Origin of the sequence: Neisseria macacae ATCC 33926 (assembly GCF_022749495.1) — a bacterium.
Taxonomy (GTDB): Bacteria; Pseudomonadota; Gammaproteobacteria; order Burkholderiales; family Neisseriaceae; genus Neisseria; species Neisseria macacae.
This window is the reverse complement of record NZ_CP094241.1, coordinates 747,005-761,001: the sequence shown is the minus strand read 5'-3', so window position 1 is coordinate 761,001 and position 13,997 is coordinate 747,005. Positions and strand designations below refer to the sequence as shown.

The window sequence follows — 13,997 nt, the reverse complement described above, 5'->3', positions numbered from 1 at the left end:
TTGCCTCGTTTTGATTGGTATCCTTCCGCGAAAGGACAAATCGAAAGCCGCGGACTGGGAAGCAGCTGCAAAAGAAAGGTCGTCTGAAACCGAATCATGATTTCAGACGACCTTTTTGCTATTGCCCAAGGGCTATCGGCTTGCGTTCAACCGTTTGTCCGGCCGTGTAAACATAAACACCACCAGCGAAGTCAGCGCGCCCAGCGTGTCGGCGAGCATGTCTTTTTGCGCGTCCCAAATATCGCCTTGCGAACCGAGCACTTCCAACCCCGCTTCGCCGCCGTCAATCACCGCATACTGCCATTCGATGATTTCGTAAGCCGCCGCCACGCTCATGATGAAGAACAAGGAGAAAAACAGGGCAAGCACGGGTCGGCAGAGTTTGCGGCGCAACAGCCATTCCGCCATCGGATAGGCGTAGAAACCGATGATGTAGTGTCCGACGCGGTCGAAATGGTTGCGCCCTTCGCCTAAAAACGGCGCAAGCAGGCGGTTTGCCCAATCGAAGGGGACATCGGCGAAGGTATAGTGTGCGCCGATGGTGTGCATAATCAGCCAGAAGCTCATGAATACATAAGCCAGATTGCTAAAGCGGAACAGGCGGTAAGTGGCGACAAGCGCGATAAATACGATGGAAACAGGGATGATTTCGGCGTACCAAACGGCGCGGTCGGACGGGTTGATGCCCGACCAGACGATAAGTGCGGCAATAAAAACCGTGAGCAGTAAGGGGATAGTGTGCGAAGTTTTTTGCATGATATTTTCGTTTTATAAAGTGAGTATAAGATGGGAAATAGGTTTCAGACGACCTTTAAGCCTTTGACGACGCGCTTATAGCAGGTGTAAACCAATGCCGCGCAAGCCAGCCACATGACGACGTAGAAAACCGCATGGAAGCTGCCCGCCACCGCATACCACACCGCCAGTACGCCGATAAAGAACGCGCGGTCGCTCTTGCCGAAGGGCCCGTCATAACGCCGACCGTTGCCATGCACCTGCCCCAACACGCCGCAAAATTCGGTCATCGCCGCAAGCCATACAAACAGGCCGATTTGTGCGCCGTCAAACGGGGCGATAAAGGCGAAAGGCAGATACAGCGCAGCATCGGCGGCGACATCGGTGATTTCGTTCAGATAACCGCCCAATGCCGACTGCTGACCGAACTCGCGTGCCAGCATTCCGTCCACCGCGTTCAACGCCATGCGGACAAACAGCCACACGGGCAACAGCCAAAACAAGGCAGGAACCTGCGCGCCGAGCGACAGCAACAGCCCGACCGCGACCGACACCGCGCAAGCTGCCAGCGTAACCTGATTGGCGGTTACCCCCTTCTGATAAAGCCGGCGCACCAGCGGGCGCAGCAGGTTTTGGAATTTGGGTTTAAGGGCGTAGATGCTCATGATTATGCCGTCTGAAAATAAACGAAGTGCCGCGATTATAGACGAAATCCGTTATAATCCGTCAACTTTCCCACCACGCGGTTCGCAAACCTCCCGCGTTACCAAAACTAGGATTCACCATGCAAAACCAACAAGCCTTGGTCATCTTTTCCGGCGGCCAGGACTCCACCACCTGCCTGATTCAGGCGATTCAGACCTACGGGCGCGAAAACGTCCAAGCCATCACCTTCCAATACGGACAACGCCACGCCGTCGAGCTGGAGCGCGCCCGCTGGATCGCGCAGGATTTGGGCGTCAAACAAACCGTACTCGACTTGAGCCTGATGCAGCAGATTACGCACAATGCCCTGATGGATGACACCGCCGCCATCGAAACCGCTTCAGACGGCCTGCCCAATACCTTCGTGGACGGACGCAACGCCCTGTTCCTGCTCTACGCCGCCATCTACGCCAAAGGACAAGGCATCAGGCACATCATCGCGGGCGTGTGCGAAACCGACTTCTCCGGCTACCCCGACTGCCGCGACGTGTTCGTCAAATCCATGAACGTTACCCTCAATCTGGCGATGGACTACGCCTTCCAAATCCACACCCCGCTGATGTACCTGACCAAAGCGCAAACTTGGGCGTTGGCAGACGAAATGGGCGCGCTGGACTACATCCGCGAGCAGACCCATACCTGCTACAACGGCATCGTCGGCGGCTGCCACGAATGCCCAAGCTGCGTGTTGCGCGAGCGCGGGCTGACGGAATATTTGGAAAGTAAAAAGGCCGTCTGAAAACGTATTCCGTTTGGAGTGGGAACGTCTGCGGCAAGAGGGCGGTCGAATAATAAGCCGAGAACAACTGTAAGTGCCGTCATGACCGACAAAATCCATCTCTACCACCCGCTCCATACCCTGAAACCTTTTTCAGACGGCATCTGGATTGCCGACGGAAAAGTCATACACGTGAATTTTCCGCTGGGCGTCAAAGTACCGTTCAGTACCCGCATGACCGTCGTGCGCCTGAACGACGGCGGGTTGTGGTGTCATTCGCCGGTTGAACCCGCGCCCGAACTGCTGCGGCAAATCGACGCGCTCGGCGAAGTCCGCCATCTGGTTTCGCCCAACAAAATCCACTACGCCCACATCGCCGCGTGGAAACGGCATTATCCGCAGGCGCTTGCGTGGGCAAGTTCGGGCGTGCGCGAGCGGGCGGCGTCGCAGCATATTGCCGTTTGTTTCGATGCCGACCTCGGTGCCGCCGCGCCGCCGCAATGGGCGGACGATTTGGCGCAAATGCCGTTTGCGGGCAGCGCAGCGATGGAGGAAACCGTGTTTTTCCACCGCGCGAGTCGAACCCTGATACTGGCCGATTTGATTGAAAACTTCGAAACCGCCAAATTTCCCAGCCGCTTTTGGGCGGGCGTGATGAAACTGACGGGTATCGCCGACCCCGACGGCAAAGCCCCTGCCGACTGGCGCGCCACCTTCAAAGACAAAACCGCCGCCCGCGCCTGCCTGAAGCAGATGCTGGACTGGCAGCCCGAAAAAATCATACTGGCGCACGGCCGCTGCTACGAAACCGGCGGCACGGACGAACTGCGCCGCGCGTTCAGATGGCTGGATTGACCAAGCTGCGGCTGTTTTGTTGAAAAATATAGTGGATTAGCTTTAAAAAGCCACAGCAGCGTGCAAAACCACTATGGCTTCCCATACGACCAAAGGTCGTCTGAAAACATGCTTCCGATAAGACGGAATGTTTTCAGACGACCTTTTCTGCTGCCAGCAACATTTCCACATTCCGCTCGGTCGCTTCGGCTATCTCTTCAATGGTAACGTCGCGAATTTCAGCGGCGATGGCGGCGATTTGGCGGATGTTGGCGGGCGTGTTGATTTCGTTTTTCAGCATAAACGGGCTGTCGGTTTCCAAGACGAAATCGGTGTCATTCAAGGTTTTGAGGGTTTCGCGTATTTTTCGTGCGTTCGGGTTGAGCAACAGCGAACCGATGCCGATTTTGAAGCCCAGTTTCGTCAACACGCGCGCTTCTTCCGCGCTGCCTGAAAACGCATGGACAATCCCGCCTTGGGCAAAGCCTGTCTTCCTGACGGCGGCGGCAATGTCGGCGGTGGCTTTGAGATTATGGATAATCACGCGGCGGCGCAGGGTTTGTGCGATGGCAAGCTGGTGTCTGAAGACTTGGATTTGCCGTTCTCGCTGCGGTGGCGTTTGGGTTTTGTCGTAAAAATCCAAGCCGATTTCGCCGACCCATGCCGTCAGACGCGCTTTCAATGCTTGTTCCAAACGCTGGAAATCCGGTTCGGAAACGTCGTCTGAAAACCAAGGATGGATACCGAGCGCGATATGGATGTTGTCCCAAAGCGGGTTTTCAGACGACCTTTGCACCAAATCCGCCACGTCCTGCCAATCCTGCGGCCGGGTCGCGGGAACGATAAACCGCCCTACCCCTGCCTCCTGCGCGGCAGTCAGGATGTGCGTCAGGTTTTCGCGCAGGGCGGGATCGGCGAGGTGGCAATGGGTGTCGGTAAGGTTCATCGATTTCACACTAATTTTAGTCTTACCAATTCTTTGTGAACATCTTCCACCCCCCAGCCTTGCGATACGGCGAGGGTCATGAGCGCGGTGGCGGTTTCGAGGTTGCATTTGCCGCCGTTAATAATGCCCGAATTGCGGAACGCGTTGCCTTGCGCGTAAACGGCGGCGGTTCTGCCTTGTCGGACTTGGCTGATGTTGAGCAGCAGTTTGCCTTGCTGCGTAAAGTCTCGGACGGCGCGGATGAAGCCTTCGTCTGCGGGGGTGTTGCCGTGTCCGTAGCTTTGAAGGATAAGGGCGTGGGCGGGAAGCTGTGCGAGTCCGTCCGCAAGTTCTTGGACGGCAAAGCCGGGAATAAGCGTGCGGACGGCGATTTTTGCCTGCGGATCGGGATAGCGGATTTCAAGGTCGTCTGAAACATCCGCCGCGTCTTGGGACGGGACACAGATATTGTGCCAGCCTTGGGTTTCGTCCCATTCGGCGATAGCGCCGAAATGCGGATTGTCGAAGCCTGCGGCGGTTTCGGTACTGACTTTGCTGCTGCCGACGGCGGGATAAAGTTTGCCGTCAAAGGCGATGACGGTTTGTTTGAGCTTGAGGCTGAAGGCAGCGACGGCGGTGGAGAGGTTGCGCGGGGCATCGCTGTTTTCGGCGGCGTAAGGCCATTGGGAGCCGGTCAGGACGATGGGTTTGCCCAAGCCTTGCAGGGCGAGCGCGAGGAGGTTGGCGGTGTAGGCCATGCTGTCTGTGCCGTGCAGTATCAGGATGCCGTCGCAGAAAGGCAGTTTGGCGGCGATGATGTCCAGCCAGTCGCGCCAGTGTTGCAGGGTAACGGAGGAGGAATCAATCAAAGGATTGCAGACGTGCCACTCGAAGTCGAGGTCGTCTGAAAAAGGGGAAAGGGCTTGGCTGACAAGCGCGGTATCGGGGCGCAGGCCTTCGCTGCTTTGGGTCATGCCTATGGTGCCGCCTGTGTAGAGGACGAAGATTTTTTGTTTCATGGACATCATCGGGTCGTCTGAAAATAATGATGCGGCTTATTTAACTATATTTCGGACAGGCTGGCAATTTGGCGACGCAGACGGTTTTCAGACAACCTTGAAATGAAAAAGCACCCTGAGACTGCCGATATTTGATTTTCCAAGTGGATTTTTATTCACGAAGCGGGAGATTCAAGGCGGACGCCTCAACAAGTTTGGACGCTTGGTGAGGATTGCCAAGGCAGAAGATACCGCTTTGGGGATAAAAAACACGGAAACTATAGTGGATTAAATCTAAATCAGGACAAGGCGACGAAGCCGCAGACAGTACAGATAGTACGGCAAGGCGAGGCAACGCCGTACTGGTTTAAAGTTAATCCACTATATTGAATATCGGCAGCCTTGTCAGGATGCTTGATTTTATTGTTCGCTTTGCGCGGCTTTTTTGGCTGCCTTGGCGGCTTTGCGCTGCGCCCGCTTTTCGCTCAATTTGGTACGGTAGAACTGGAGGCGTTGGCGTTTTTTCCACCAAAACCAAGCCAACACCACTGCCAATATACCCAAAACAGTAAAGATGCCGGATTGCAGGCTGTGCATTTTTGCCATCAGCCAATCGATGTTGTGCGCGCCGTATTCGCCCAAATAAATCCAAACCGGCACGGAAATCAACGCGGCAAGCCCGTCCATCAGAATGAAGCGGGTATAGGAAACTTTGCGGCTGATGCCTGCGGTCACGAAAACGGCGGTACGCAAACCGGGCAGGAAGCGGGCGACGAACAATACCCAGTTGCCGTATTTGTCGAATTTCTCCTGCACCTGCGCGTAACGCTTTGGCGTCATCACGCGGGCAATGGGTTTGAACTTGAGAATTTTCTGCCCCCACACGCGTCCGGCGACAAACATAAATCCGTCGCCCGCCAACACGCCGAGCATACCGACGACAACCATCCAGTGCGAATTGGTGTACCCCAAGCCGGAAATCACGCCGCCTGTCACCAGCGTCAAATCTTCGGGAATCGGTACGCCAAAGCCGCAAATGACCAAAACGAAAAACACAGCTGCATAGCCGTAATGGGAAAAAAGGGCTTCTAAAAAGGCAAACATGGCGTATCCGTCGGTTGTAATGTGAAGGGGAAATTCATTTGAACTGAATGTTGTATTTTACCAAAGATAGGGTCGTCTGAAAGAAATAACAAGGCAGGTTATGAAAATAGGCGTGAACAATATTGGTTGATGTGTTTCAGACGACCTTGAATCCTAAAAAACACAGTGGATTAACCTTAAACCGGCATGGCGTTCACCCGCCTTGCCCTGATTCAAAATTAATCCACTGCACCGCCGTTCCCGCTTGCGTGGAAACGACGGCAGTTCAAAGGTTTGCTAAAAACCTGATTGATTTTTTGACGGCATTACTGCTTGCCGGTGATGGCTGCCGCGATGCGTTCCGCACCTTTTTTCGCCCAGTCCGCCTGACGCGCTTCGACCATGACGCGCACGACCGGCTCAGTACCCGATGCGCGCAAGACAACGCGGCCTTTGCCTTCGAGTTCTTTTTCCACTTCAGCCAATACGTCTTTCGAGGCTTCCTGCCATTTCTGACCTTTTTGGATGCGCACGTTGATCATGGTTTGCGGATACGGCTGCCAATCGGCGCAAACGGTGGCGAGGTCTTGGTTCAGGATTTGCAGCGCCGCCAAAACTTGCAGCGCGGAGATGATGCCGTCGCCGGTGTTGTGTTTGTCCATGCACAAAATATGGCCGCTGGCTTCGCCGCCGATGAGCCAGCCGCGTTGGTTCAGTTGTTCCAACACATAGCGGTCGCCGACTTTGGCGCGGCAGAAATCGACGCCCTGCTCTTTCAGGGCAATTTCCATCGCCATATTGGTCATGACCGTACCGACCACGCCGCCGATGTTGATGCCTTCGCGCGCACGGGCTTTGGCGATGACGTAAATCAGGCTGTCGCCGTCGTACACTTTGCCGTTGCGGTCGACCATCATCAGGCGGTCGCCGTCGCCGTCCAAAGCGATGCCGTAGTCGGCTTCGTTTTGCAATACGGCGGCCTGCAAGGCTTTAGGATGGGTCGCGCCGCATTTTTCGTTGATGTTGTAGCCGTTCGGTTCGTCGCCGATGCTGACGACTTGCGCGCCGAGTTCGTGGAACACTTTGGGCGCAACGTCATAGCCTGCGCCATGCGCGGTATCGACCACCAATTTCAGGCCGCGCAAATCCAAATGGCTGGGGAAGGTGGATTTGCAGAATTCGATGTAGCGGTCGTCCGCGCCGTTGATGCGGCGGGCGCGTCCGAGACGGGCGGACGGCTGGGTTTTCATTTCCTCATCAATTTTGGCTTCGATTTCCAACTCGATTTCATCGCTCAGTTTCACGCCGCCTTCGGCAAAGAATTTGATGCCGTTGTCGGAATACACATTGTGCGACGCGGAAATCATCACACCGGCGGACAAACGCAGCGCACGGGTCAGATAAGCCACGCCCGGCGTAGGCAGCGGGCCGGTTTGGATGACGTTGACACCCGCGGCGGTAAAACCCGCCACCAGAGCGGCTTCAAGCATGTAGCCGGAAATACGCGTGTCTTTACCGATAAGGACGGTCGGCTTCTGCCCGCCGTCATGCTGCACCAACACCTGCCCCGCCGCATAACCGAGTTTCAATACGAAATCGGGAGTAATCGGGAACTGACCGACTTCGCCGCGCACGCCGTCCGTGCCGAAATATTTTTTTGCCATGAGTTTGCTCCGTGAGGATGTTTTTAGAATGGGGTTACCCGTAAATGTCATAACGGGCAGTATAGGGGGTTTTATGCAAAACTGTTGGGATTTATGTTTAGCGTCATTAGATTGCGCCTGAGCGGTATAGTTTCTTATTTTATCAAAATACGGAACAAGTTAACCGGATTAAACAAACAGGTCGTCTGAAACCGTCCAACTCGTTTTCAGACGACCTCTTTATCACCACTTCAGGGGCTGCCGACATTTTATAGTGGATTAACTTAAACCAGTACGGCGTTGCCTCGCCTTAGCTCAAAGAGAACGATTCTCTAAGGTGCTGAAGCACCAAGTGAATCGGTTCCGTACTATCTGTACTGTCTGCGGCTTCGTCGCCTTGTCCTGATTTAAAGTTAATCCACTATATTTTCCAAGTGGTTTTTTGCTTCCAAAACGAAAACTATCGGACGCCGGCAGGCCCTAAGGCGTCCCACACATTCAACGCATCCGCCGTCGCCTTCACATCATGCACGCGCACGATTTGTGCGCCGCGCGCCACGGAAGCCAGCGCTGCCGCCACGCTGCCGTGTACGCGCGCCGCTGCGTCCGCCTCGCCGGTCAGCTCGCCTATCATGCGTTTGCGCGACACGCCGATCAGCAGCGGAAAACCCGTTTCCGCCATCAATTCGGGCAAGTGCCGCATCAGCGCGATATTGTGTTGCAGGTTTTTACCGAAACCGAACCCCGGATCGAGCGTGATGCGTTGCGGAGCGATGCCTGCCGCGATACATTCCGCCGCCCTCTCTTTCAAATACCGCGCCACTTCGCCGACCACATCTTGATATTTCGGATTAATCTGCATGTTTTCGGGCAAACCCTGCATGTGCATCAGGCAAATGCCCGTGTCCGCCTGACGCGCCAGCAATTCGACCGCTCCATCGTCGGTCAACGCCGCTATATCATTAATAATGTCGACACCGCCGAGCACCAACGCTTTTTCCATAATCACCGTGCGGCGCGTGTCCAAACTGACAGGGACACCCCACCCTGCCACTTCCGCCAATACAGGCGCAACCCGCGCCCATTCTTCTTCAGGCGAAACATAATCCGCACCCGGCCGCGTCGATTCGCCACCGATGTCGAGAATATCCGCACCCTCCTTTAGAAGCTGTTCGGCGTGTGCCAAGGCTGTTTGGGCGTTTTGCGAATACACGCCGCCGTCGGAAAAAGAATCGGGCGTCAGGTTGACGATACCCATGATTTTCGGCTTGTCCAAACCGATTTCAAACCTGCCTGCCTGCCAGATGCGCGTGGTCATGATGGTGTTCCGTAAAATAATGAAGACGAAATTATAGGTCGTCTGAAAACATCATGCAGCTTTCAGACGACCCCATTTTACAAATCCTGCCGTTTAATGCAAAAATCAGGTTTTCCGCCACCATCCGTCTGACAAAGGAAGCATCAATGTACCGCCACATCGAATACTACCCTGGCGACCCGATTTTGAGTTTGGTCGAAACCTTCAAAAACGACCCGCGTCCTGAAAAAGTCAATTTGAGCATAGGCATTTATTTCGACGACGAAGGCAAAATGCCCGTGTTGGAATCCGTGAACCGTGCCGAAACCGCCCGCGCCGCCACGCCTGCGCCGTCGCCCTACCTGCCGATGGAAGGTTTGAACACTTACCGCAGCGCGGTGCAGCATTTATTGTTCGGCAAAGACAACCCCGCGCTTGCGCAAGGACGCATCGTTACCGTACAAACTTTGGGCGGCTCGGGCGCGCTCAAAGTCGGAGCGGACTTCCTGCACCGCTGGTTCCCCGCAGCGCGCACCTACGTCAGCGACCCGACTTGGGACAACCATCGCGGCATTTTTGAAGGCGCCGGTTTCGAGGTCGGCACTTATCCTTATTACGACCCCGCCACCGTTGGCGTCAAATTCGACGAAATGACCGCGTTTTTCAACACCCTGCCCGAACACAGCGTCCTAATCCTACACCCCTGCTGCCACAATCCGACCGGCGTGGATATGTCGGAACAGCAATGGGACGAAGTGTTGCAAATCATCAAAACGCGCAAACTGATTCCGTTTATGGACATCGCCTACCAAGGCTTCGGCGGCGATTTGGACAGCGATGCCTACGCCATTCGCAAAGCGGTGGAAATGGAATTGCCGCTGTTCGTCAGCAATTCATTCTCGAAAAACCTGTCGCTCTACGGCGAGCGCGTCGGCGGTTTGAGCGTGGTTTGCCCGAATAAAGAAGAAGCGGAATTGGTGTTCGGACAGCTCAAATTCACCGTCCGCCGCATCTACTCCAGCCCGCCCGCACACGGCGCCTATATCGCCGCCGATGTGATGAACAGCACCGAACTTTACGCCTTGTGGCAAAACGAAGTCTATGTCATGCGCGACCGCATCCGCGCCATGCGGCAGAAACTTTACGACGTATTGACCGTCCAAATCCCTGACCGCGATTTCACTTATTTCATCAAACAGCGCGGCATGTTCAGCTACACAGGATTGAGCGTGGAACAAGTCCGCAGGCTGCGCGACGAATTTGCCGTTTACCTGCTGGATTCGGGCAGGATGTGCGTCGCCGGGCTGAACGCATCGAATATCGCCTATGTTGCCGATGCGTTTGCCGAAGTGCTGAAATAAAGCGCAAAAAGTAAAAGGTCGTCTGAAACCCGATGTAGTTTTATTTGAAGTAAGTCAAAAGGCCGCCCGAAAAATTTTCATCTTTCAGACGGCCTCTCTATAATTGGCGCACCCAACAGGGATCGAACCTGTGACCTCCAGCTTCGGAAACTGACACTCTTCCAACTGAGCTATGGGTGCGAAGAAGGCGTAAGATTAACGCAAATCCCGCCTGTTGGCAAAGCCTATTATGCAGGATGGCGCAAACAAGACAAATTTGAAGAAAAATCCCATAAAATAATCAACAACATACACAACCCACCCCTTAACAGACGGCAAAAAACCGCCGCCTTTGCGTATATTTTCCACAAGAGCGATTGGAAAGCCCTTGTGAATTCAGTATAATCCAGCAAAATATTGTTAACTGCGTTTAACACACCAAACTATAACTCAAAGCACAACCTAACCTAACGGCGAGGCCTACCAAATGAAACAACTCCGCGACTCCAAAGCCCAAGGCTCTGCATTGTTTACCCTTGTGAGCGGTATCGTTATTGCCATTGCAGTCATTTACTTCCTCATCAAATTGGCGGGCAGCGGCTCGTATGCAGACGTTGCCCAATCTTCCGAAACTGCTACCCAAACCCGCATCCAGCCCGTAGGACAGCTTACCTTGGGAGACGGCATTCCGGTAGGCGAACGCAAAGGCGATCAGATTTTCAACAAAATCTGTATCCAGTGTCACGGCGCAGACAAATCCGTCCCCAACGCGCCGAAAATCGAAAACAACGGCGAATGGGCTCCCCGTATCGCACAAGGCTTCGATACCCTTTTCCAACACGCTCTGAACGGCTTTAACGCCATGCCTGCAAAAGGCGGCGCAGCCGATTTGACCGATCAAGAACTCAAACGCGTCATCACTTACATGGCGAACAAGAGCGGCGGTACCTTCCCTGATCCGGATGCCGCAGCACCTGCCGATCAAGCCGCTTCAGGCAATGCAGCCGCCTCAGCACCGGCCGCTGCCGGCTCTGCCCCCGCAGCCAATGCACCTAAAGCCGAAGACAAAGGCGCAGCCGCTCCTGCAGCTTCCGGCGCAGACGGTAAAAAAGTTTTCGAAGCAACCTGTCAGGCATGTCACGGCGGCGCAGTTCCCGGCATTCCCGGCATAGGTAAAAAAGACGAATGGGCTTCACGCATCAAACAAGGTAAAGAAACCCTGCACAAACACGCTCTCGAAGGCTTCAACGCCATGCCTGCAAAAGGCGGCAACGCCGGCCTGAGCGACGATGAAGTCAAAGCAGCGGTCGACTACATGGCAAACCAATCAGGCGCTAAATTCTGATTTGTTCAAAAAACACCATATATCCCATCAAAAACGCACCTTCAAACAAGGTGCGTTTTTTTGCAGCCGTTCGCCATCCTAAAAGATATAGTGGATTAAATTTAAATCAGGACAAGGCTACGAAGCCGCAGACAGTACAGATAGTACAGAACCGATTCACTTGGTGCTTCAGCACCTTAGAGAATCGTTCTCTTTGAGCTAAGGCTAGGCAACGCCGTACCGGTTTAAAGTTAATCCACTATACAAATCGACCAGACCCATCGATTGATTTTGCCTTCTCCTTTCCCTCTTGATACTCAAAGCATTCTAAACAACAAAAATATTTTCAGACGACCTCCTACCCGCTTTGGTAAAATGCACCACACCATAACCCACCCCGTCCACACTCCCGACCAACTGCCCATGGCCAACCAGCGCATCAACCACGAACCCGTCTTCCTGCTTGCTTCCGCCCCTTGGCGCGAGAGCAGTTTGTGGGTGGAAGTGTTCAGCCGCCGTTACGGGCGCGTGGCTTTACTGGCGAGAAGTGCGCGCAAGCGGCAAAGCGAGTTGCGCGGCGTGTTGGTTCCGTTTGTACCTGTCAGCGCATCGTGGTACGGTTCGCAAGAATTGAAAACGCTACACCGCGCAGAGTGGATAGGCGGCTGGCCGCAGCCGCAAGGCAGGGCTTTGTTCAGCGGCTTATATATCAACGAACTGATGCTCAAGCTGACAACCCGAGAAGACCCGATACCCGAGCTTTACGATGCGTTGGAAGCAGTAATGAGGGCGGTATGCGGCGAAAGCGGCCATACCGCCGCGCTGCGACGCTTTGAATGGACTTTACTCAGCCGTTTAGGATTCGCGCCCGATTTGTTCCACGATGGCAACGGCGAAGCAATCCGCGCCGAAGAAACCTACTGGCTGACGCCTGAAAACGCGGTCGTTCCCATCGAAGAAGCCGAACGCTTCAATCCGCGCAATCATGGCGTGGCAGTCGGCGGCGACATCTTAATCCAGCTGCGCGAAGGCGATTTCACCCACCCCGAAAGCCTCGGGCAGTCGCTAAAAATCACGCGCCTGCTGATTGACAACCTCCTGCCCGAAGGCATTAAATCCAGACAGGTTTTGCAACAACTCCAGCAATTCAGTTTCGGCGTTTAACTTTTTCAGACGACCTTTTCCATCAGCAGGTCGTCTGAAAATCCAAAGAAAGGACACATCATGCTCTTAGGTGTAAACATCGACCACATCGCCACCGTCCGCAACGCCCGCGGTACGACCTATCCCAGCCCCGTGGAAGCGGCATTGGTCGCGGAAACGCACGGTGCGGATTTGATTACCATGCACCTGCGCGAAGACCGCCGCCACATCAAAGACGCGGACGTGTTCGCCGTCAAAAACGCCATCCGCACACGCCTGAACCTTGAAATGGCACTGACCGAAGAAATGCTGGAAAACGCGCTCAAAGTCATGCCGGAAGACGTGTGCATCGTGCCTGAAAAACGTCAGGAAATCACGACCGAAGGCGGTTTGGACGTATTGGCGCAACAAGAAAAAATCGCCGAGTTCACCAAAATCCTGACCGACGCTGGCATCCGCGTCTCGCTCTTTATCGATGCCGACAACGAGCAAATCCAAGCCGCCCATGATGTTGGCGCGCCCGTTATCGAGCTGCACACCGGCGCATACGCCGATGCACACAGCCACGCCGAACAAATCAAGCAATTCGAGCGTCTGCAAAACGGCGCGCATTTTGCCAGCGATTTGGGCTTGGTCGTCAACGCCGGACACGGCCTGACCATACACAACGTTACCCCCATCGCCCAAATCCTCGCCATCCGCGAGCTGAACATCGGGCATTCGCTGATTGCCCAAGCCCTCTTCCTCGGCCTGCCCGAAGCCGTCCGCCAGATGAAGGAAACCATGTTCAGAGCAAGAATGCTGCCTTGATAGGCAACACCCACCTTTTCAGACGACCTTCTCTCAACAAGGAGACCACCGCATGATTTACGGCATAGGCACAGACATCGTTTCCCTCAAACGCATCATCCGCCTGAGCAAAAAATTCGGACAGGCGTTTGCCGAGCGCATCCTCACCCCCGAAGAGCTGCTCGAATTCCCGCAAGCGGGCAAACCCGTCAACTACCTCGCCAAACGCTTCGCCGCCAAAGAAGCCTTCGCCAAAGCCGTCGGCACGGGCATACGCGGCGCGGTTTCCTTCCGCAACATTGGCATCGGGCATGACGCATTGGGCAAACCCGAATTCTTCTACGCTCCCGCCCTGTCCAAATGGCTGGAAGAACAAGGCATCAGCCACGTAAGCCTCAGCATGAGCGACGAAGAAGACACCGTGTTGGCATTTGTCGTTGCCGAAAAATAAGACAATACCCAT

The 13,997-nt window shown here is 54.7% G+C and carries 14 protein-coding genes, 1 tRNA gene and 3 pseudogenes; 9 read left to right on the top strand and 9 right to left on the bottom strand.

The window, feature by feature from the left end:
- Nucleotides 1-132: 132 nt before the first annotated feature.
- Both MON40_RS03645 and MON40_RS03640 read right to left on the bottom strand, forming a co-directional pair.
- A complete protein-coding gene (locus MON40_RS03645; RefSeq protein ID WP_003777186.1) occupies nt 133-756 on the bottom strand; it encodes a DUF2238 domain-containing protein in 624 nt (207 codons plus the stop codon).
- Nucleotides 757-800: 44 nt separating this feature from the next.
- On the bottom strand, nt 801-1,400 hold the full coding sequence (locus tag MON40_RS03640) for a CDP-alcohol phosphatidyltransferase family protein (RefSeq protein WP_003777184.1): 600 nt from the start codon (nt 1,398-1,400) through the stop codon (nt 801-803).
- 119 nt (nt 1,401-1,519) lie between these two features.
- Between MON40_RS03640 and queC the strand changes: the two genes are divergently transcribed.
- Both queC and MON40_RS03630 read left to right on the top strand, forming a co-directional pair.
- The gene (gene queC, locus MON40_RS03635; RefSeq protein ID WP_003763041.1) at nt 1,520-2,179 is read left to right on the top strand and encodes a 7-cyano-7-deazaguanine synthase QueC; all 660 of its coding nucleotides are present in this window, start codon (nt 1,520-1,522) and stop codon (nt 2,177-2,179) included.
- 81 nt (nt 2,180-2,260) lie between these two features.
- Nucleotides 2,261-3,013, top strand: a complete 753-nt coding sequence (locus tag MON40_RS03630) for a DUF4336 domain-containing protein (protein WP_003777183.1) — start codon at nt 2,261-2,263, stop codon at nt 3,011-3,013.
- A gap of 133 nt (nt 3,014-3,146) precedes the next feature.
- Here the strand turns inward: MON40_RS03630 and MON40_RS03625 are convergent, their stop codons facing one another.
- Both MON40_RS03625 and MON40_RS03620 read right to left on the bottom strand, forming a co-directional pair.
- Complete coding sequence (locus MON40_RS03625) at nt 3,147-3,938, bottom strand: TatD family hydrolase (RefSeq protein ID WP_003777179.1); 792 nt, start codon at nt 3,936-3,938, stop codon at nt 3,147-3,149.
- A 5-nt stretch (nt 3,939-3,943) separates the two neighbouring features.
- Nucleotides 3,944-4,936, bottom strand: a complete 993-nt coding sequence (locus tag MON40_RS03620) for an asparaginase (RefSeq protein WP_039862849.1) — start codon at nt 4,934-4,936, stop codon at nt 3,944-3,946.
- A 255-nt stretch (nt 4,937-5,191) separates the two neighbouring features.
- On the opposite strand from MON40_RS03620, the pseudogene MON40_RS03615 reads away from it, so the two are divergent.
- Nucleotides 5,192-5,302 (top strand): annotated as a pseudogene (locus tag MON40_RS03615) (IS5/IS1182 family transposase); the annotation flags it as partial.
- A gap of 33 nt (nt 5,303-5,335) precedes the next feature.
- Here MON40_RS03615 and MON40_RS03610 read toward each other — a convergent pair.
- The 4 genes and pseudogenes from MON40_RS03610 to folP all read right to left on the bottom strand — a co-directional run bounded on the left by MON40_RS03610 (nt 5,336) and on the right by folP (nt 8,959).
- The gene (locus MON40_RS03610) at nt 5,336-6,019 is read right to left on the bottom strand and encodes a DedA family protein (protein ID WP_003777175.1); all 684 of its coding nucleotides are present in this window, start codon (nt 6,017-6,019) and stop codon (nt 5,336-5,338) included.
- A gap of 305 nt (nt 6,020-6,324) precedes the next feature.
- A complete protein-coding gene (gene glmM, locus MON40_RS03605) occupies nt 6,325-7,662 on the bottom strand; it encodes a phosphoglucosamine mutase (RefSeq protein WP_003743468.1) in 1,338 nt (445 codons plus the stop codon).
- A gap of 342 nt (nt 7,663-8,004) precedes the next feature.
- Nucleotides 8,005-8,070 (bottom strand): annotated as a pseudogene (locus tag MON40_RS13510) (transposase); the annotation flags it as partial.
- A 31-nt stretch (nt 8,071-8,101) separates the two neighbouring features.
- Nucleotides 8,102-8,959 carry a dihydropteroate synthase gene (folP, locus tag MON40_RS03600; RefSeq protein ID WP_003777173.1) on the bottom strand — a complete coding sequence of 286 codons (858 nt, stop codon included), beginning with the start codon at nt 8,957-8,959 and terminating at the stop codon, nt 8,102-8,104.
- Nucleotides 8,960-9,105: 146 nt separating this feature from the next.
- Here folP and MON40_RS03595 point away from each other — a divergent pair, with 146 nt between their 5' ends.
- Nucleotides 9,106-10,299 (top strand): amino acid aminotransferase, encoded by a 1,194-nt coding sequence (locus tag MON40_RS03595; RefSeq protein ID WP_039862809.1) that lies wholly within the window; start codon nt 9,106-9,108, stop codon nt 10,297-10,299.
- A 104-nt stretch (nt 10,300-10,403) separates the two neighbouring features.
- Here MON40_RS03595 and MON40_RS03590 read toward each other — a convergent pair.
- Nucleotides 10,404-10,479: transfer RNA gene (locus tag MON40_RS03590), tRNA-Arg, on the bottom strand.
- 286 nt (nt 10,480-10,765) lie between these two features.
- Between MON40_RS03590 and MON40_RS03585 the strand changes: the two genes are divergently transcribed.
- The 5 genes and pseudogenes from MON40_RS03585 to acpS all read left to right on the top strand — a co-directional run bounded on the left by MON40_RS03585 (nt 10,766) and on the right by acpS (nt 13,985).
- On the top strand, nt 10,766-11,623 hold the full coding sequence (locus MON40_RS03585) for a c-type cytochrome (RefSeq protein WP_003777169.1): 858 nt from the start codon (nt 10,766-10,768) through the stop codon (nt 11,621-11,623).
- 83 nt (nt 11,624-11,706) lie between these two features.
- Nucleotides 11,707-11,772, top strand: a pseudogene (locus MON40_RS13505) (transposase); the annotation flags it as partial.
- A gap of 253 nt (nt 11,773-12,025) precedes the next feature.
- Nucleotides 12,026-12,766, top strand: coding sequence for a DNA repair protein RecO (recO, locus tag MON40_RS03580; protein WP_039862848.1), 741 nt, complete (start codon nt 12,026-12,028; stop codon nt 12,764-12,766).
- A 60-nt stretch (nt 12,767-12,826) separates the two neighbouring features.
- Nucleotides 12,827-13,555 (top strand): pyridoxine 5'-phosphate synthase, encoded by a 729-nt coding sequence (gene pdxJ, locus MON40_RS03575; RefSeq protein WP_003777166.1) that lies wholly within the window; start codon nt 12,827-12,829, stop codon nt 13,553-13,555.
- Between the two features lie 52 nt (nt 13,556-13,607).
- Nucleotides 13,608-13,985 (top strand): holo-ACP synthase, encoded by a 378-nt coding sequence (gene acpS, locus MON40_RS03570; RefSeq protein ID WP_003777163.1) that lies wholly within the window; start codon nt 13,608-13,610, stop codon nt 13,983-13,985.
- The last annotated feature ends 12 nt before the right edge of the window (nt 13,986-13,997 follow it).